19 protein-coding genes are annotated in these 16,065 nt (G+C 73.1%); 8 read left to right on the plus strand and 11 right to left on the minus strand.

The window, feature by feature from the left end; all coding sequences use genetic code 11:
• Positions 1-41 precede the first annotated feature (41 nt).
• The 7 genes from AWW66_RS00050 to AWW66_RS00080 form a co-directional block, all read right to left on the minus strand.
• Entirely contained in the window at positions 42-677 is a 636-nt protein-coding gene (locus AWW66_RS00050) for a hypothetical protein (protein WP_083978089.1), read from the minus strand.
• A gap of 190 nt (positions 678-867) precedes the next feature.
• A complete protein-coding gene (locus tag AWW66_RS00055; RefSeq protein WP_067359201.1) occupies positions 868-1,698 on the minus strand; it encodes an AAC(3) family N-acetyltransferase in 831 nt (276 codons plus the stop codon).
• A 62-nt stretch (positions 1,699-1,760) separates the two neighbouring features.
• A complete protein-coding gene (locus tag AWW66_RS00060; protein WP_211271786.1) occupies positions 1,761-2,702 on the minus strand; it encodes an aminoglycoside phosphotransferase family protein in 942 nt (313 codons plus the stop codon).
• Between the two features lie 55 nt (positions 2,703-2,757).
• Positions 2,758-3,276 carry a pyridoxamine 5'-phosphate oxidase family protein gene (locus AWW66_RS00065; RefSeq protein ID WP_067359202.1) on the minus strand — a complete coding sequence of 173 codons (519 nt, stop codon included), beginning with the start codon at positions 3,274-3,276 and terminating at the stop codon, positions 2,758-2,760.
• A 147-nt stretch (positions 3,277-3,423) separates the two neighbouring features.
• The gene (locus AWW66_RS00070; RefSeq protein WP_067359203.1) at positions 3,424-3,789 is read right to left on the minus strand and encodes a GntR family transcriptional regulator; all 366 of its coding nucleotides are present in this window, start codon (positions 3,787-3,789) and stop codon (positions 3,424-3,426) included.
• Positions 3,786-4,565, minus strand: coding sequence for a hypothetical protein (locus AWW66_RS00075; protein ID WP_067359204.1), 780 nt, complete (start codon positions 4,563-4,565; stop codon positions 3,786-3,788). The genes AWW66_RS00070 and AWW66_RS00075 overlap by 4 nt, the downstream gene beginning before the upstream one ends.
• 98 nt (positions 4,566-4,663) lie before the next feature.
• Positions 4,664-5,536 carry an oxidoreductase gene (locus tag AWW66_RS00080; RefSeq protein ID WP_067359205.1) on the minus strand — a complete coding sequence of 291 codons (873 nt, stop codon included), beginning with the start codon at positions 5,534-5,536 and terminating at the stop codon, positions 4,664-4,666.
• Positions 5,537-5,662: 126 nt separating this feature from the next.
• Between AWW66_RS00080 and AWW66_RS00085 the strand changes: the two genes are divergently transcribed.
• Entirely contained in the window at positions 5,663-6,106 is a 444-nt protein-coding gene (locus AWW66_RS00085; protein ID WP_067359206.1) for a winged helix-turn-helix transcriptional regulator, read from the plus strand.
• 22 nt (positions 6,107-6,128) lie between these two features.
• Here the strand turns inward: AWW66_RS00085 and AWW66_RS00090 are convergent, their stop codons facing one another.
• From AWW66_RS00090 to AWW66_RS00100, 3 genes are all read right to left on the minus strand, one after another.
• A complete protein-coding gene (locus AWW66_RS00090; RefSeq protein WP_211271787.1) occupies positions 6,129-6,872 on the minus strand; it encodes a helix-turn-helix domain-containing protein in 744 nt (247 codons plus the stop codon).
• A gap of 39 nt (positions 6,873-6,911) precedes the next feature.
• Positions 6,912-8,390, minus strand: coding sequence for an alpha/beta hydrolase (locus tag AWW66_RS00095; RefSeq protein ID WP_067359310.1), 1,479 nt, complete (start codon positions 8,388-8,390; stop codon positions 6,912-6,914).
• Between the two features lie 124 nt (positions 8,391-8,514).
• Entirely contained in the window at positions 8,515-9,069 is a 555-nt protein-coding gene (locus tag AWW66_RS00100) for a sugar O-acetyltransferase (RefSeq protein ID WP_067359207.1), read from the minus strand.
• A gap of 69 nt (positions 9,070-9,138) precedes the next feature.
• Here AWW66_RS00100 and AWW66_RS00105 point away from each other — a divergent pair, with 69 nt between their 5' ends.
• Positions 9,139-10,113: a LysR family transcriptional regulator gene (locus AWW66_RS00105; protein WP_245647794.1), complete on the plus strand. Its 975-nt coding sequence runs from the start codon at positions 9,139-9,141 to the stop codon at positions 10,111-10,113.
• Positions 10,114-10,131: 18 nt separating this feature from the next.
• Here the strand turns inward: AWW66_RS00105 and AWW66_RS00110 are convergent, their stop codons facing one another.
• Positions 10,132-10,398 (minus strand): helix-turn-helix domain-containing protein, encoded by a 267-nt coding sequence (locus AWW66_RS00110; RefSeq protein ID WP_067359209.1) that lies wholly within the window; start codon positions 10,396-10,398, stop codon positions 10,132-10,134.
• Between the two features lie 89 nt (positions 10,399-10,487).
• Here AWW66_RS00110 and map point away from each other — a divergent pair, with 89 nt between their 5' ends.
• The 6 genes from map to AWW66_RS00140 all read left to right on the plus strand — a co-directional run bounded on the left by map (position 10,488) and on the right by AWW66_RS00140 (position 16,055).
• On the plus strand, positions 10,488-11,282 hold the full coding sequence (map, locus tag AWW66_RS00115; protein WP_067359210.1) for a type I methionyl aminopeptidase: 795 nt from the start codon (positions 10,488-10,490) through the stop codon (positions 11,280-11,282).
• Between the two features lie 428 nt (positions 11,283-11,710).
• Positions 11,711-13,174: a rifampin monooxygenase gene (gene rox, locus AWW66_RS00120; RefSeq protein WP_067359211.1), complete on the plus strand. Its 1,464-nt coding sequence runs from the start codon at positions 11,711-11,713 to the stop codon at positions 13,172-13,174.
• 39 nt (positions 13,175-13,213) lie between these two features.
• Positions 13,214-13,684: a hypothetical protein gene (locus AWW66_RS00125; RefSeq protein WP_157527019.1), complete on the plus strand. Its 471-nt coding sequence runs from the start codon at positions 13,214-13,216 to the stop codon at positions 13,682-13,684.
• Between the two features lie 251 nt (positions 13,685-13,935).
• Positions 13,936-14,538: a hypothetical protein gene (locus AWW66_RS00130; protein WP_067359213.1), complete on the plus strand. Its 603-nt coding sequence runs from the start codon at positions 13,936-13,938 to the stop codon at positions 14,536-14,538.
• A 136-nt stretch (positions 14,539-14,674) separates the two neighbouring features.
• Positions 14,675-15,190: a SigE family RNA polymerase sigma factor gene (locus AWW66_RS00135; RefSeq protein ID WP_067359214.1), complete on the plus strand. Its 516-nt coding sequence runs from the start codon at positions 14,675-14,677 to the stop codon at positions 15,188-15,190.
• The gene (locus AWW66_RS00140) at positions 15,180-16,055 is read left to right on the plus strand and encodes a hypothetical protein (protein WP_067359215.1); all 876 of its coding nucleotides are present in this window, start codon (positions 15,180-15,182) and stop codon (positions 16,053-16,055) included. Before AWW66_RS00135 ends, AWW66_RS00140 begins: the two co-directional genes overlap by 11 nt.
• The last annotated feature ends 10 nt before the right edge of the window (positions 16,056-16,065 follow it).

Below are 16,065 nucleotides of genomic sequence, written 5' to 3' on the forward strand. Positions count from 1 at the left end.
TGGGCGGACGGGCTGTCAAGCAGCGATTGAGTCCAGGCGAGTCAAGTATTGGCGTCGGCAGGTGACGGGCCGGCGGTGCGCCGGGTGACCGCCCGCCGAAGGTCGCGGACCACCACGTGGGTCGCCCGGGCGACCCCGGCGGCTGCCATCTCGTCAAGGTCGTCGAGAGCCCGCTGGGCGAGGTGGTGCAGGGCGCCGGGCTCGGCTGACGCGACGGCCAGCGCCAGGCTCCGCCGGGCCAGGGCGGCGCGTGGGTGGCGGGAGTCCCACGTCTGGTCGGTGGCCAGCCACCGGTGTGCGGCGGTGGCCGCCCGCCTGAGTGCGGCGACGGCGGGCTCCTGTTTGTCAACCAGACGTTGACGCTGTCGGACCGTCCGGGTCTCGGCCGGGTCCCGGGTCGTCGTCGCGGACAGGCGGAGCCAGCGCTGCTCGGCCGCCTGCCGGGAGGTCAGGCCCAGCGCCAGGGAGAGCTGCGCCCAGGTCACCTGCTGCTCCCGGGCGGAGCCGATCAGGCGGCGCTCCAGCTCGTCGAGATGCGCGCGGAGGCCGACCACCAGCGACAGCGCGGCCACCACCCGATCGGGGCCGGGTTCGGTCGCCGCTGCGGTGTCGAGGGCCGTGGCGAGCGCGTCCACCGGGTCCTCCGGATGGCCGTCGGCGCGGGGTCGCGGGGTCATGACACCTCCTGCTGTCAACGGTCAGTTGACAATGTAGACGAGCCGCGCGCCGACGGAGGCTGGGGCGGTGCCGGCAGGGTGGGGCGGGGCATTGGTACGGAGGTGACCGGATGCCGCAGGTCGTGCCGGCGTAGGACGCTGATGGCCCAGCGCCGGACGTTCGCGGCGCGTCGCACCCGTCCTCCGCCCGCTACTCGCCGCCGGCCGGGGGTGCGGTGCTGGCGCTGTCGCCTGCCCGGCGGTTGGCGGCCATCCAGGCGGTCGCGAAGTCGACGAGAGCAGGCTGGGACATCAGCCGGGCCGTCGCACCACCGACGGGACCGACCACGGCGGCGCCGGTGGCCTCGAAGTCAGCGCCCAGCCGGTCGAAGTCGCTCTCGTCGGTGACGACGTCCACCCACGTGGTCCAGCGGCTTGTGCCGTCCGGCTGCCGGACCGACGAGCCGGTGGCCGCCCGTGAGGGCGACGCCTGTCGCCACTCCGCCAGGTGCAGCGACGTGTTGGCGCGGTGACCGCAGCCGAGCAGGAGCACCCTGCCGTCGAGCCGGTACACCGCGCCCAGCGGTGAGTGCTCACCCAGCGCGTCGTCGAACTGGTGCCTGCCCACGACAGTCGCGGCGTTCCTGCCGAGCGCGGCGAAGGAGACCTGCGGGTGATCGCTGCGCAGGGCGCCCGGCCACGTGCGGACCGCCTCGGCGATGACACCCATCCACTGGCTCGGCGTGCACGACGGGTCGAAGCCGGGAGCCTGCTCGCGGATCACCGGCCACCACGCCTCGGGGACAGGCGGATGCTGCCACCCGGCCGGGTCCGTGTTCTCGGACGTGTGGGTCGGCACGACGAGGGTGCCCTCCGGGCCGAGCACGTCCAGCCCCGCGTGCACCACCGCCTGGACGCCACCGGCCACGAACCCGAGGCTCCGGTACGACGAGTGCAGCAGCAGGACGTCGCCCGTGGCGATGCCGAGCGCCCGCAGGTCGGACGCCAGCGACCGGACGGTGTGGGGTGACGGCTGGTCCATTCGGCGCAGCATAGGCGGAGCCGCGAACCTTCACCGCGTTCGGCGCGCGTGACGAGGCCGGCTCAGCGGGTGGTGGCGTCGGCCAGGATGTGGTCGAGCCGGACCCGGCACTCGGCGACGAACGCGGGATAGGTGTGCCAGTAGTAGGCGATGCCGCTGACGCCGACGGCGACGGCCCAGGCCCGGGCCCGTGTCCAGGTCGCCTCGTCGAGGTCCATGGCGTCCCAGTACGCCTGGCGTCCTGCGGCCGGCAGGTCCCAGACGGTGGCGTGCTCGGCGTCGGGGAAGCCGACGGACAGGCCGCCGAAGTCGATGACGGCATGGAGGCTGCCGTCGGTGACCAGCAGGTTGCTGGGCTTCAGGTCACCGTGCAGCCACACCGGGCCGCCGGCGGGCTCCGGCAGGGCGAGCGCCGCGCGCCAGAACCGTTCCAGCGTCGCCACGTCCAGGTCGTCGCCGACGGTGGCCCGGCAGTCCTGGAAGTACTGGCTGACCCACTCGTCGCAGGGCTGCAGAGGGCCGGCGCGGTACCAGCTCAGATCGTCGGTGCGGGATGCCCCCATCAGGTCGACGCGGTGGAGTTCGCGGACGAAGGCCGCCAGGTCGGCGCCGAACGCGGCCCAGTCGCTGACGGTGTCGGGCCCGGGCTCCTCTCCGTCGATCCACCCGAGGACGGACCACGGCAGCGGGAACCCGGGTGTCGGTGTGCCGGCGTGGCGGGGCTCGGGGACCGCGCGGGGGAGCAGCGGTGCCAGCCGGGGCAGCCACCGCTGCTCCTTGCGCAGGGAGCGGGCCTTGTCGGCGGTCCGCGGAACGCGGACGAGCAGGTCGTCGCCGAGCCGGTACATGGTGTTGTCCGTTCCGGCGCCGGCGGGTGACAGCGGCAGGTCGGCCCACTGGGGGCACTGCGCCCGCACCAGTGACCGGACGGTGTCCTCGTCGACGGGTACCTCGTCGTGGTGCAGGGTCACGTCGGGGATCTTCCCGCCGCGGGACCCGGTCATGCCATCGATTTCCGGCAGAGCGCGCGGCGCAGGTCGAGCGGGTGACGCCCTCCGGTCAGGTGGTGACGAGCGTGTCGACGTCGGGGGCGTAGACGGTCATCCAGTGTGGTCGCAGCCGGTAGTAGACCACCTCGTTGTCCCAGTCGAAGGCGTCCGGGCCGTAGAACTCCTGGAAGTAGGCGAGCAGGTCCGGCCAGTCCGCGGCCGGCTCGCCGCCCCGGGGGTTGAGGACCTCGACCGTGCCGTGGGTGAACACGCCGAGGTCCTCGCCGCGCAGGTGCGCGACGCTGGCCGCCGGTCGCGCGGCGAGGTGACGGGCCTTGGCGGCGCCGGGCGCGGTGCCGAAATGCCACCTGCCGTGCAGGAAGTGCCCGTCCGCGCCGCTGATCCGCGGCTCGCCCTTAGCCGTCACGGTGGACAGGGCGAGGGTGCACATGCCGGTCAGGACCCGGGTGAGCTGCGCCGCGGTCAGGGTGCGCTCGACGACGATCGAGCGGAGGTGGGCGGTGGAGCGGGACAGGGAGGAGTCGAGCAGGGCCTGCAGTTCGCTGAGCTCCTCGGGCGTTTCGCGCACTCTGGGTCGTCCCTTTCTGCCGGTGGGGCCGGTGCACGTCCGTCACCGACGCGACCGGTCCCACCATGCTCCGCCAGATACCTGACACCCCACGTCGCATTTCCCCAATGTTGCCCGGCAGGCCGGAAAGCGGGGCGCGGCGGTGACTCAGGGCGTCGCCGGTCGGCCCAGCGCCGCCTCGACGATCCGGATCGCCTCGGTACGGTCGATGCCGACGCTGGAGATCACCGCCGCGTACTCGCGGGCGGCCCGGTGCGCCTGCTCCAGCGCCTGCTCACCGGCGGCCGAGACGAACGAGCCGGCCCGCCCACGGGTCTCGATCAGCCCGGCCTCCTCCAACTCCCGGTACGCCCGGCCGACGGTGTTCACGGCGAGGCCGAGGTCGGCCGCGAGTCGGCGGATCGTCGGCAGTCTCGTGCCGACGGCGAGCGAGCGCTCCTGGATCTGCCGCGCGAGCTGGGCCCGGAGCTGCTCGTACGGCGGCGTCGGCGAGGCCGCGTCGATGACGATCATCGGACGGCCAGGGCCCGCCGCGCCGCCGTCCCGACACCCGCGGTCCGGATCTGGATCAGGCCGCGCGCGATCACTCCCGCCACGACCAGCGCCACGGCGGCGGCGTTCCACCAGCCGATCGACTCCCCGACCAGGAAGATGGGCGGCAGCGACCACACCAGGCTGGGCGTGACGAGGGCCCGGACGTCCTCGACCCGCATGATGACGTCGGCCGTGAGCGACGCCTCGTCCTCCGCCACGGCCGGGGCCGCCAGCACCTGACGCAACTGCAGGACGGTCCCGGCGCCGGCCCCGGCGAGGCCGATCAGCACGACGACCGCCCCGTACCGCAGGCCGGGATCCGACACCGGCAGCACGCTCACCGCCAGCAGCAGCGCGCCGCTGAAGGTGGCGGCCGTGAAGATGGCGTACGGCCAGCCCAGCACCGCCGGCCAGCCGAGCTCGACCGGGTGGGCCACCCGCTGGGACAGTTGGGCGCCGGCCCACCGGTCGACCCGCCGTACCCACCAGCCGAGCCGCCACTGGCCCACCAGCAGCCCGCCCACGAGCGCCACCAGCGCCAGCAGCGGCGGCCAGGAGAACGTCGGGTCGGGGAACCGCCCCCAGACGTGGGTGAGCGCCGCACCGATGAGGAACGCGGCCAGCAGGCAACTGTCGACCAGCTTGGCGCGCCGCCGCACCGCCAGCCGGGTCGCGAGCAGCGGGGTCGGCTCGACGTCGGCCAGGCCGTGCCGGTCCAGCCACCGCCGCGCCTCCGGGAGATCTATCTGGCGCATGTCGCCACCTCCGTATGTCGCAATCCTTGTCTCAATAAGATGAGTCATGGCATGCGACAAAGTCAAGGGTGGCGGATCGCCCGCTGCCGCCGCGCCAATCAGCGACCGATCTGGTCCAGCTCGGCCAGGTCCTCGGGCGAGAGCGACAGACCCGCGCCGGCGATGTTCTCGCGCAGGTGCGCCGCCGACGAGGTGCCGGGGATGAGCAGGATGTTCGGCGACCGGTGCAGCAACCAGGCGAGGGCGACGGCCATCGGCGTCACCCCACGCCGCGCGGCCACCCCCGACAACGTCGAGGACTGCAGCGGGGTGAAGCCACCCAGCGGAAAGAACGGCACGTACGCGACACCCTGCCCGGCGAGCGTGTCCACGAGCGCGTCGTCGTGACGGTGGGCGAGGTTGTACATGTTCTGCACGCACACGATCGGCGCGATCGACCGGGCCTCGACGACCTGCTCCACCGTCGCGTTGCTGACCCCGAGGTGGCGGATGAGCCCCTGCTCCCGAAGCTCGACGAGCGTCTCGAACGCCTCGGCGAGCGAGCCCGCCTGCGGCCCCTCGGCGGTGCCGAGCCGGAGGTTGACCACGTCGAGGACGTCGAGCCCGAGGCTCGCGAGGTTCTCGTGGACCTGGCGGCGCAGATCCTCGGGCCGCCGCGCCGTGGGCCAGCCACCGTGCCCGTCCCGCGTCGCGCCGACTTTGGTCACGATGCGCAGCGACGGGGGATAGGGGTGCAACGCCTCCCGGATCAGCTCGTTGGTGACCCGCGGCCCGTACGCGTCGCTGGTGTCGATGTGGGTGACCCCGGCCTCGACGGCCGCGCGCAGCACGGCCCGGGCGGCGTCCCGGTCCGCCGGCGGCCCCATCACCCCGGGACCGGCGAGCTGCATGGCGCCGTACCCGAACCGGGTGACGGTCAGATCGCCCAGGGCCCAGTTGCCGCCGGGAAGTCGTGCGGAGGAGGTGCTCATCGTGGTGCCTCTCGTGCTGACGCAGGGGTGCCTTCCGGCCTCCTGCACCATTGTTGGGAGGTAACTTCCTGCCAGGAAGAAGGCACCTGGAAGTGCGTAGGTCACCACGGGGTGGGGGGAGCATCGATGGCGACGGTGACGGCGGCCCAGCGCAGGGCCCAGGCCAAGGCGGAGTACGACGCGTTCCTGGCGGCGTGCCCCAGCCGCGGGCTGCTCGACCGGATCTCGGACAAGTGGGTCGTCCTGATCCTGTGCGCGCTCAGCGGCGACGGGCCGCACCGGTCGGACGCCGACGCCGGCGGCGGACCCGGCCCGATGCGGTACTCGGAACTGGCCCGCGCGCTGGCCGGTGTCAGCCAGAAGATGCTGACCCAGACACTGCGGTCGCTGGAACGCGACGGTCTGCTCACCCGTACCGTCACCCCGACCGTCCCCGTCACCGTCACCTACCAGTTGACCGACCTGGGTCTCTCCCTCTACGAGATGACGCGCGGGCTCAGGAGTTGGGCCGAGACGCACATGACCACGGTGCTCGCACACCGCGACACCTACGACGCGGGCGCCTCCTGAGGATCCACCCCGGCGGGCGGCGCTACCCGGAGGCCGGGGTCCACCCGAGGATGACGTTGACCCGCTGCAACACGTCGATCTGCGCGGGGTTGTACATCTCGACGATCCCCTGCAGGAAGGCCGACCAGTGACGCGGCCCGTGCACCCCCGCGCCCTGCTCCTTCAACGTCGTCAGGCGTGGATGGTCCTGCTGCACCCGGAGCACCTCGGGGGCGTACCGCTCGGCCAGGCGCTGCCGGGTCTCCTCGCTCGCCTCCTCGGTCAGGGCGTCGAACTCCCTCCCGACCGCGCTGCGGGGCTCCGTCTGCATCTCCTGGAGCGTCTCCATCACCCACGGCTCGAAGATCCGCGAGCAGACGAGCAGGAACGCCCGCTCGGCGTCGGACAACGCACCGGCGTTCTCGCCGAACCCCGGCGGCAACTCGGCGAGTTCGCGCTGCCGCAGGATCCCGGCCACCTCGTCGCGCATCCGCTGCTGACGCTCGATACTGGCGGCCAGTTCGGCGTCGAGGGCGCGGAGAACCTGCTCCGCGCCCTCGGCCGACTCCTCCATCGCGGCGATGTCGGACAGCGGCACACCGAGATCCACGAGGCGGCGGAGCCGCAGCAGCCGGACGAGGTGCCCGATCCGGTACTGCTTGTACCCGTTGGCCGCCCGCTCCGGCTCCTCCAGCAGCCCGACCCGGTGGTAGTGCCGCACGGTCTTCACGGTGGTGCCGGCGATCTCGGCCAGGTCACGCGTGCTCCAACCGCCCTTCATCCGCATGCCGCCATTCGACACCGTGCCCCGAGGGCACAGTCAAGGTCAGCCGCGCCGGCAGGCCGTGTCCTTCGCCGGCATCGCGCCCTCGACCAGGTACGCCGTGGTGACGTTCACCGCGCAGGCGTTGTTCCCGAGCACGTAGACACCGTGCCCGCTTTCGTCGGCGGTCACCAACCGGGCGCGCTGGCCGAACTTCTCGCGCAGCAGCGTGCCGCCCGCGTACGGGGTGACCGGGTCGCGCCGGTTCTGCAGGATCAGCACGTTGCGCGGCCCCTTGTCGTTGACCGTGACGGGCGGCTCGGTCGGCGCGTACCGCCAGAAGGCGCACGGCAGGATGTTGGCGCTGGCCGCGCCGTAGAGCGGGTACCGCTCGCGGTCCTCGGCGACGGCCCGCCGGTACGTCGCCACGCCCTCGGGCCACTCGACGTCGTTGCAGGTCACCGCGAGGAAGACGGTGAGCGCGTTGTCCCCCGGGTGCGGCGTCGCCGCCGTCGCCGACAGCGGCTGCGCGTCACCCGGATCCAGGTACGACTGCCAGGTCCGGGCGAGGTTGCCGTACTGCACCTCGTGGTAGAGGGAGGCGAAGGTGACCGCCCGGAACATGGCGCCGGTGAGCCCGTCGGGCGCCGGGGTCCCGTCGAGCCGCTCAGCGATGGTGAGGTACGTCCGGCGCACCTGCTGCGGCGTGCGACCCAGGCCATAGGAGCCGTGCCGCGCCGCCGCCCACCGCGCGAAGTCGGGGAACGTCTGCTCCATGCCCAACGCGTACCGGCGCAGCCCGTCCCGGTCGAGGTGGGTGTCGCCGATGTTGCTGTCGAGCACGATCCGGTCGGTGGTGTCCGGAAACATCGAGGCGTACGCCGCCCCCAACGCCGACCCGTAGGACGCCCCGTAGAAGCTGGCCTTCTCCTCGCCGAGCGCGGCCCGGATCCGGTTTAGGTCCCGGGCCGTGTTCGCCGTCGTCAGGTGCCGCAGCCGCCCCTCGGTATCGGTGGCGGCACACCGGGCGGCGACCTCCTCGGCGATCCCGGCCTGCGCGGTCACCGCCGCGTCGTCGGCCGCGTACGGCGGAATGTTGCCCCAGTAGCCGCCCTCCACGGTGAAGCCGCAGCTCACCGGCGACGAATGGCCGACCCCCCGGGTGTCCATGCCGATCAGGTCGTAGGCGTCCACGACGCTGCTCGGCAGCCCCCTGCCGACCAGGAACCCCGGCTGGTCCAGCCCGGTGCCGCCCGGACCGCCCGGGTTGAACATGAGCACCCCGCGCCGCTTCGCCGGCTTCGTGCTCGCGATCCGCGACACCATGAGCTCGATCTGCGTACCGTCGGGGTCGCGGTAGTCCAGCGGGACCGGCACCCGCGCGCACCGCACCTGTACCGACGGGGGCACCACGACATCCTCGGGACACGCCGCCCACGCCACCTGCGGCACGGACTCCTCCACCACCACCGGCGGCACCGCGACCAGCGCCCCCACCATGCCGACCACCCCGACCAGGGCGGCAGAATACCTTCGATACACGTCCACGCCTCCTTTCCTGCCCGTCGTCGGGCGGGCTTCACCCCATGCGAACCCATGCCCTCGGGGCACAGTCAAGCCAGGAACCGGGCCGGGCCGGCGACCACGGGGCGCAGCCCCGTCCGGGTCAGGCGTCCCAGGTCCTGCGTGCGGTGGCGGCCGGGCCGGTCACGAGCGTGTTCGGCGGGACGTCCCTGGTCACCACGGCGCCGGCGCCGACCACACTGTTGCGGCCGATCGTGACGCCGGGCAGGACGGTGACGGCGGCGCCGAGCCACACGTCGTCCTCCAGGGTGATCGGCGCCGCCATGACGTACTCGCGCCGCTGTCCGGGCGGCACGGGATGCCCGGAGGTGACGAGGTTCGACTTCGGGCCGATCATCACCCCGGAGCCGATCCGGATGCCGCCCTGGTCCAGGAACGTGCAGCCCTGGTTGACGAAGACGTCCTCACCGAACGCGGTGTTCAGGCCGTAGTCGGTGAAGAACGGCGGGAAGATCCGCACGGACTGCGGGAGGGGACCGGCGAAGACCTGCGCGAGCAGCGCGGCGCGTGCCTCGGCGTCGCCGAACGGCAGCACGTTCAACCGCGAGGTCAGGTCGGTGACCTGGTGGATTCGCTCCGCGTAGCGCGCGAACTCCGTCGTCCGGACATACATCCGCTGGGTTGTGGCGGTAGACATGTGATGATCTCAGTAAAGGTCCCGACCAGCGGGCAAACAACCGACACGTACCCCGGCCACAACCGAAAGTTGGGCAGACGAGTGGATCTCGACGGCGTCCGGACGTTCGTCGTCGCGGCCGAGCTCGGCCAGTTCCAGGAGGCGGCGGCCGACCTGGCCGTCACCCAACAGGCGGTCTCCAAGCGCGTCGCCGCCCTGGAACAGGCCGTCGGCGCGGTGCTGTTCGCGCGGACCACCCGTGGCGTGCGGCTCACCCTCGACGGGCAGACCTTCCTTCCGCACGCCCGTGAGCTCCTGCGCGCCGCCGAGCGCGCCAGGAACGCGGTCCGACCCGGCAGCCGCGCGCTGCGCGTCGACGTCACCCACCGGCGCATCGCGCCCGCCGTCGCCCTGCACGACTTCCACGTCGCCCACCCCGACCAGGACCTCGACGTGGTCACCCTGGCCGAGAACAACCTCACCGCGGCGCTGGCCGCCGTGCGCACCGGCGCCGTGGACGCCTCCTTCCGGGCCGTGACCCTGCCGGCCGACGCCCTGCCGGCCGGCATCAGCACCGCCCGCGCCATCGACCACGAGCTCGAAGTCCTGGTCGGGCCCCGGCACCCCCTGGCCAGGGAGCGGCACCTCGAGCCGGCCCGCCTCGCGGGGCACCGGATCTGGATACCCGGGATCGTCCCCGGCACGGAGTGGGCGACGTTCTACCACGACTTCGCGGACGCCTTCGGCCTGAGCATCGACGGCATCGGCCCGCACTTCGGCGACGAGGCGCTGCTCGACCAGTTGTCCACCTCCGCCGACCTCGCCACGATCGTCGGCAGACGCGACCGCTACCTGTGGCCGGCCCGCTACGACCTGCGCCGCATCCCACTGCGGAACCCGACCCCGATCTATCCCCATTCCCTGATCTGGGCCACCGTCAACCCCCACCCCGGCCTGGCCGCCCTGCGGGCGTACCTGGCGGCGGCGCGGCACGCCCGGACACCTGCCGCGCCGCTCTGGACGCCGACCTGGACCATGCCCGACCACCGCGGGCTCCAGAGCTGACGACGGGGCTGCGGGTCGCTAGGACGCCTGGCGGACGGGCATGTCGGCCAGCCAGACGTCGGCCAGGTCGGCGAGGGGGACGTCGAGGGCCTGGCTGAGGCAGACCACCGTGCCGAACGCCGGTGCGGGAAGCCGGCCCGCCTCGATCTTGCGCAGCGTCTCGGGGGAGATGCCGGCCGCCAGGGCCACCTCGACGAGGCTGCGGCCGGCCCGCGCGGCCCGCAGGGCGGTTCCGAGGCGCTGGCCCGCGGCGATCTGTGCGGGGGTGAGTGGTTGGCGAACCATGCCAGCAGGATATCCCTGCGGAGCGCCCCGATCCCGCGTGGTATAAAAATGCCGGTATAGAAATACCGCATGGGGAGAGGGAGGCAGTTGTGATCGAGCTGAAGTCCACCGAAGAGATCGGCCGGATGGCGGTCACCGGCCAGTTCGTCGGCGAACTGCTCGCCGAACTGGCCGGTGTCGCCGCGGTCGGCGTCAACCTGATGGACCTCGAACACCACGCCCGCCGCCGGATCGCCGACCGTGGTGCCGAGTCCTGCTACTGGGACTACGCCCCGTCGTTCGGTCGCGGCCCGTTCCGTAACGTGCTGTGCCTGTCGGTCAACGACGCGGTGCTGCACGGCCTGCCGCACGACTACGTGCTGCGCGACGGCGACCTGCTCAGCATCGACATGGCGGTCACCATCGACGGCTGGGTCGCCGACTCCGCGCTCTCCGTCGTCGTCGGCACCCCCGACCCGGCCGACCTGAAGCTGATCGAGGCCACCGAGGTCGCCCTGGAAGCCGCCATCACCGCCGCCCAGCCCGGTGGCCGCCTCGGCGACATCTCCGCCGCCATCGGCGAGGTCGCCCACTCCTACGGCTACCGCGTCAACGCCGAGTTCGGCGGCCACGGCATCGGCCGCACCATGCACGAGGACCCGCACGTCTCCAACAACGGTCGCGCCCGCCGAGGCCTGAGACTCGACCCCGGCCTCACCCTCGCCATCGAGCCCTGGTTCTGCCGCTCCACCGACAAGATCAGGTTCGACGACGACGGCTGGACGATCCGCTCCGCCGACGGCTCCCGCACCGCCCACTCCGAGCACACCGTCGCCATCACCGCCTCCGGCCCGCAGGTCCTGACCCTCCGCCCCGCTCCCACCACGCCCGCCGCCGTCTCCTGACCGCGCGTCGTCAGCGGCCAGCCGAACCGATGCCTCGGGGCGTGCGTGGCGGACCAGGTGCCCGGCGGGCCGCGACCGGGTGCCTGGCCCTTGGTTGATGATCTCCGCTCGGAAGACAGTGAGCAGCCCGAGCGGGCGACGGCACGGGCACGGCCAAGATCCGCGCCTCGGTTGTCCGCGATCGCCGTGGCCGTCATCGCTGCGGCCGTCATTGTCGTGGCCGTCGTCGTCGTGGCCATAGCGTGTCGCGGGCAGCCGTGCCATCCCCGCTCGCCGACAACAACAAAGGCTCCGAACAAAACAAAAGCAAGGAGGGAAACTCCTTGCCACTATTAACATATACCGCACCCCCGGGCTTGCGGCAAGACCCCGGTCATGCCCCACAATCGTCGGCCGAGCGTACGAATCGGCACACCATGGGGGAATTCATGTTCGATGTGATCATCGCCGGGGGTGGCCCCACCGGCATGATGCTGGCGAGCGAACTGCGGCTGCGGGGTGTCACGGTGCTCGTGCTGGAGAAGGAGGCGCAGCCGCCGCCGTTCGTACGGTCGCTCGGGCTGCACGTACGCAGCATCGAGCTGCTGGACCAGCGGGGGCTGCTGGAACGGTTCCTCGACAACGGCACCCAGTACCCGATCCGTCCCGGCGACGTCCGGGGCTTCTTCGCGGGCATCGACAAGCCCGCCCCCACCGGGCTGGACACCGCGCACGGCTACGTGCTCGGCATTCCGCAGACACTCACCGACCGGCTGCTCGCCGAGCACGCCGCCGACGTCGGGGCCGAGATCCGGCGCGGGTGCGCCGTGACCGGGCTGGAGCAGGACGACGACGGCGTGACCGTCCACCTCGACGACGACACCACGACACCGGTGCGGGCGCGGTTCCTCGTCGGCTGCGACGGTGGGCGCAGCACCGTCCGGAAACTGCTCGGAGTCGCGTTTCCCGGCGAGCCGTCGACAATGGACACGCTGCTCGGCGAAATGGAGGTCACGGCCTCCCCGGCCGACATCGCCGAGGTGATGACCGAGGTGCGCAGGACCGAGAAACGGTTCGGGATCGGGCCGTCGGGCAGGCCCGGGGTGTTCCGGGCGGTCGTGCCGGCGGCGGCGGTGGCCGAGGACCGCTCGGTACCGCCGACGTTCGAGGAGTTCCGGCACCAGTTGCGCAGGTACGCCGGCACCGACTTCGGCGTGCACTCGCCCCGCTGGCTGTCGCGCTTCGGTGACGCGACCCGCCAGGCCGAGCGGTACCGGGTCGGACGGGTCTTCCTGGCCGGGGACGCCGCGCACGTCCACCCGCCGATGGGTGGACAGGGGCTCAACCTCGGCATCCAGGACGCGGTCAACCTGGGCTGGAAACTGGCGGCGGCCGTCACCGGCTGGGCGCCGGCCGGCCTGCTGGACAGCTACCACTCCGAACGGCACCCGGTGGCCGCCGACGTGCTGGACAACACCCGGGCGCAGATGTACCTGACGAGCACCGAGCCCGGACCGCAGGCGGTACGGCGGTTGCTGGCGCAGCTCATGGACCTCGACGACGTCAACCGGTTCCTGATCGAGAAGATCACGGCGATCAGCGTCCGGTACGACGTCGGCGCGGGCCACCCCCTGCTCGGGCGGCGGCTGCGCGACGTCCCGCTGGCACCGGGGCGCCTGTACGAGCTGATGCGTACCGGCAACGGACTGCTGCTGGACCGGACGGGCCGGCTCTCGGTTGACGGCTGGGCCGACCGGGTCGACCACGTCGCCGACGTCAGCGACGAGTGGGGCGTACCGGCGGTCCTGCTCCGGCCGGACGGCCACGTCGCGTGGGTCGGCGAGGACCAGCGGACACTCGCGGTCGCCCTGGCCCGGTGGTTCGGCGACGCCGCAACCCCGACGGCCGGCTGAGGGGCGCTGCCGGGGACGGTGCTGCACTACGCTGCGAGGGTGACGAGTGCTCCCCGGGAGGCGGAGACGCCGATCGGCCCGATCGGTGCGGCACTCTGCCGACTGGTGTTCCTGGCCATCTGCCTGCCCGGACCGGTCCTGCTCACCGTCGCCCTGACGCTCGACCCACCGCTGCCGCCCGCAGAGTTCTGGGGCATGCTCGCCGGCGACGTCCTGATCACGATCGTCGGCGTCGGGTTCGGCGTCCTCGGCCTGCGGCTGGTCACCCGTTCCCGGCGCGACGCCCGTCGACTCGCCACCGCCGGCGTCGCCGCCACCGCCGAGATCCTCACGGTCGCCCACCACCTCGGCGGCGAGGATCCCGGCCTGGAACTGCACCTGCGGATCAGCGGGCCCGGATTCGCCCCGTTCGGGGCGGACACGATCCGCCCCGACGACCCGGCCCTCGTCCCCGGCGCGATCCTGACCGCCGTCGTGGACCCCGCCGACCGTCTCTTCAGGATCACGTGACGGACCGCGACGCGGTCCCGGTCGGTGCACCGGCACTTCTCGGTCGCCGGCCCGGTCCGCCGGTGCGGACACGCGGACCTCACGGCAGGCGCTGATCCACCCTCGTGCGCCTCTGGGACCCCGGCCGTGATCGGCAGGCGGGCGGATGAAACCACCGTCCGGTCCCGCGCGTCATGAGGCTGTATCGATCCGAGCGCCTCGGGCCGCCCCGGCGGTCCGGGCGCGGTGACGCAGGAGGGTGGGAGGACGTGATGTCGGTGCGGAGATGGCTCGCGGGCGTGGGGCTGGTGGCGGTGGCCGGTGCCGGGATCGGACTGTACGCCGGGGCGTCGGCGTCGGCGCACGACGGTGCGCCGGCCGGTCCCGGCGCGGTCACGGAGCAGGCGCGGAGGGCGTCGCCGGACCCGGTGCTCTCCGGTACGCGGCGGGTCACGATCGTCCGGGTCGGCGCGTTCGAGTCGGGGCTGTCGTTGCTGGACGGCGGGCGGCTGGCCGAGGTGGACGACGACCGGGGGCGGCAGGTGTTCGTGCCGACCCCGCTGGGCGGGCAGCAGTTCCTGGTCAAGTCCTACTACGGCGGCGGGACGGGGCAGCCGCTCTGCTGGCGGGCGCACAATCCGGGCAACGCGCAGCCGCTGGTGGTGCGGGGTGCGACCTGCCGGGCGGACGACCCCGCCCAGCGCTTCGTGATCACCGCGGCCGTCGGGGGCGGCGCCCGCGAGTTCGTGATCAGCAACCGGTCCGCGTACCTGCGTGACTCGGCGCGGTCCGGGCTGATCCTGGAGGAGTTGGGCGACGCCGACCCGTTCAGCAGCTTCCGGTTCAACGACACGGGGCCGGCGCCCCGGCCGTAGCGCCTGCCCGGGTGCCGGGCGGCGTCGGGCCCGCCACCGGCGCGCTGCCACCTCGGCCCGGCCCGCCGGCGGACCGACCCCGCCGGCGGGCCAGGCCATGACCGTACGCAACCAGACGGGGTGGGGACACTGTTCGATGCGTGACGCTGCGGAGTTCGACTCCTTCTACTCCGCGTCGGCCCAGCGCGTGCTGGGCCAGCTGTACGCGATGATCGGCAGCCGGGTGGAGGCCGAGGACGCGGTGGCGGAGGCGTACGCCCGGGCCTGGGACCGGTGGGGGACGGTGCGCGAGTGCGACAGCCCGGAGGCCTGGGTGCGTCGCGTGGCGTACCGGGTGGCGGTGAGCGCGTGGCGCAAGGCGGTGAACCGGCTCAGCGCCCACCGCCGCCAGGTCGCGGAGCAGCCCGTGGAGGCGGTCACGGTCGACCACGTCGCGCTCGTGGACGCGCTGCGCCGGATCCCTGCCGAGCAGCGCCGGGTGGTGGTCCTGCACCATCTGGTCGGCCTCAGTGTGGCCGAGATCGCCACCGAGGCCGGTACCAACGTGAACACCGTCAAGACGCGGCTCGCACGGGGACGTCGGGCCCTCGCCGCGCATCTCGCCGACGACGAGTACCAGATCACGGGTGGGGGGAGGGGCCATGAGGTCTGACCGGAGTCTCGACGACGTCCTGCGGGCGCTGGCCCGGCACGGCGCGGACGGGACGGTTCCCGCCCCGGTCGACGTCCGGCGGCGGGGCGACGTCCGGCGGCGGCGTCGCCACCTCGCGTCGGTCGCCCTCGGTGCCGTCCTGGTCGGGGTGCTCGGCGGCGGCACCGCGGTGATCCGCCTGTCCGGGGCCCCGGACCCCGTCCCGGTCGGTCCCGCCGGCCCGACACCGACAGCGACACCGACACCGGCGCCGGCCCCGACCGCCGGTCCACCGACCCGGGGCCCGACCCCCGTCGCCCCCAGCCCGCCCACCGGCACGTCCGCCCCGGCCTCCGGCGGACCCGGTCCGGTCACGCGCACCACGAACGGCTCGACCTCCGGTACGCCCGGCACCGCGCCGAGCGTCGATCCGGTGCTGGCCGGGCAACGCCAGGTGACCATCGTGCGGGCCGCGGACCAGGCCGGCGGTCTGTCGCTGCTCGACGACGGCCGGCTCGGCGAGGTCGACGGCGACGAGGGGCGGCAACTGTTCGTCCTCGCGCCACAGGGCGCCGGCCGGCACCTGATCCGCGTCGCCGAGCCGGCCGCTGACCTGACCGACACCTGCTGGGAGGTCCGGGCCTCGGGCAGCCAGCCGCTGCGGGTGGTGGCCGCCGCCTGTGCCCCGGACGAGCCGGCGCAGCAGTTCTCGGTGGTCCGCGACGGGCAGCGCAACGGAGAGCCGACCTACGCGATCAGCAACCGCTTCGCCTACCTCCAGTTCTCGCCGACCCGGGGCCTGATCCTCGAGGAACTCGGCGACGCGCCGCTGACCACCCGGTTCCGGCTCGTCGACAACGAGGACGCGTCCCGGGGACCACGGTGAGTCACCCGGC

The organism is Micromonospora rosaria, from assembly GCF_001567585.1.
GTDB classification, from domain to species: Bacteria; Actinomycetota; Actinomycetes; order Mycobacteriales; family Micromonosporaceae; genus Micromonospora; species Micromonospora rosaria.

Bases quoted from the DNA above. Each gene is read 5' to 3' on its own strand.
- AWW66_RS00050 (WP_083978089.1), bottom strand. From the start codon at position 677: ATGACCCCGCGACCCCGCGCCGACGGCCATCCGGAGGACCCGGTGGAC.
- AWW66_RS00055 (WP_067359201.1), bottom strand. From the start codon at position 1,698: ATGGACCAGCCGTCACCCCACACCGTCCGGTCGCTGGCGTCCGACCTG.
- AWW66_RS00060 (WP_211271786.1), bottom strand. From the start codon at position 2,702: ATGACCGGGTCCCGCGGCGGGAAGATCCCCGACGTGACCCTGCACCAC.
- AWW66_RS00070 (WP_067359203.1), bottom strand. From the start codon at position 3,789: ATGATCGTCATCGACGCGGCCTCGCCGACGCCGCCGTACGAGCAGCTC.
- AWW66_RS00075 (WP_067359204.1), bottom strand. From the start codon at position 4,565: ATGCGCCAGATAGATCTCCCGGAGGCGCGGCGGTGGCTGGACCGGCAC.
- AWW66_RS00080 (WP_067359205.1), bottom strand. From the start codon at position 5,536: ATGAGCACCTCCTCCGCACGACTTCCCGGCGGCAACTGGGCCCTGGGC.
- AWW66_RS00085 (WP_067359206.1), top strand. From the start codon at position 5,663: ATGGCGACGGTGACGGCGGCCCAGCGCAGGGCCCAGGCCAAGGCGGAG.
- AWW66_RS00090 (WP_211271787.1), bottom strand. From the start codon at position 6,872: ATGCGGATGAAGGGCGGTTGGAGCACGCGTGACCTGGCCGAGATCGCC.
- AWW66_RS00100 (WP_067359207.1), bottom strand. From the start codon at position 9,069: ATGTCTACCGCCACAACCCAGCGGATGTATGTCCGGACGACGGAGTTC.
- AWW66_RS00110 (WP_067359209.1), bottom strand. From the start codon at position 10,398: ATGGTTCGCCAACCACTCACCCCCGCACAGATCGCCGCGGGCCAGCGC.
- rox (WP_067359211.1), top strand. From the start codon at position 11,711: ATGTTCGATGTGATCATCGCCGGGGGTGGCCCCACCGGCATGATGCTG.
- AWW66_RS00130 (WP_067359213.1), top strand. From the start codon at position 13,936: ATGTCGGTGCGGAGATGGCTCGCGGGCGTGGGGCTGGTGGCGGTGGCC.
- AWW66_RS00135 (WP_067359214.1), top strand. From the start codon at position 14,675: ATGCGTGACGCTGCGGAGTTCGACTCCTTCTACTCCGCGTCGGCCCAG.
- AWW66_RS00140 (WP_067359215.1), top strand. From the start codon at position 15,180: ATGAGGTCTGACCGGAGTCTCGACGACGTCCTGCGGGCGCTGGCCCGG.